Source organism: Bifidobacterium asteroides (genome assembly GCF_003202695.1).
GTDB classification, from domain to species: domain Bacteria; phylum Actinomycetota; class Actinomycetes; order Actinomycetales; family Bifidobacteriaceae; genus Bombiscardovia; species Bombiscardovia asteroides_G.
Genome location: NZ_QGLL01000004.1, coordinates 1 through 1,074, shown reverse-complemented (window position 1 = coordinate 1,074; position 1,074 = coordinate 1). Strand labels below are relative to the sequence as shown.

Sequence of the window (1,074 nt, the reverse complement as noted above, 5' to 3'; positions counted from 1 at the left end):
TCTAGAGACGTGATAAAGTTGTTTCAGGTCAGGTCGGGGATGTTCCCGGCGGGTTGCCCGTTTTGCTTGGGATTATTTGATAACGGGCCTGTGATCATGAAGAAGGGGAATGCGTCAATAATGCGTCATCGTCGGAACAAGCCAGATCGGTCAACCACTGTCATTGGCCGGCTGCTCGCTGTCACTTTGTCAGTCGGCCTTCTTACCGGCACAGTCGCTACGGCCAATGCGGCCACGAGCAAGCCTAGCGCGTCCGACGCGAACGCAACGACCGCGCTGGAAGACACCAAGGAGACGGGGTCGGCGGACTCTGGGGTAAACAAGCAGAATTCCGGCATCGCCTCCAGCAATGCAACCTCACAGGATTCGCCGGCAAAACCCGCGACGCCTTCTGCACCCGCAGCCACCCCAGACACATCAGAGACTCCGTCGACCACTCCAACGCCACAGAACTCTGAGCAGCCGGCGCCATCCACTGATCCTGCTCCTGCGCCCACCCCGACTCAAAGCGATCCCAAGGATTCCGGCAATACCGATGAAAGCCCAGTTCGGCCACGCTCGTCGGCGACATACACGGTAACCTTCAAAAGCGAGATGGGCTCGACGACGCCAAAGGCGTCAGTCACATCCGGAGATAGGGTGAATCGCCCTGCAAACCCCTACTGCAAAGGCGCTTCCTTTGTCGGGTGGTTCAACGGGAACCTCGCGTATGACTTTACCCAGCCCGTCACCGGAGACCTCACACTGACGGCCCGCTGGGTCAAGGGTCCCGATTCATGGAGTCTTACCCCTAGCCATGGTCCTACCTCCGGCAACACGCCAGCCACCCTGACTGCGCCGGCCATAGGCGATATTCGCATCAGCCAGTTCAGCGCAGGAAAAGACTTTTCGCTAGCCCTCGATTCGACCGGAGCGATATACAGCTGGGGAGACAACAGCAAGGGACAGCTGGGACGCACCCCCAGCGCCACCGCGCCTGCCAATCAGCCAGAACGAATAGAAGTGCCAAATGACGTTCGCTTCCTCCAAGTCAGCGCAGGAGACGATTACGCTATAGCCATCGATATCAATCAC

General features: G+C 58.7%; 1 protein-coding gene. It reads left to right on the top strand.

From position 1 onward, the window contains the following. Positions 1 to 39 precede the first annotated feature (39 nt). Positions 40 to 1,074, top strand: a 1,035-nt coding sequence (locus DKK75_RS02000; RefSeq protein ID WP_309146200.1) for an InlB B-repeat-containing protein, incomplete at its 3' end; no start/stop codon positions are given.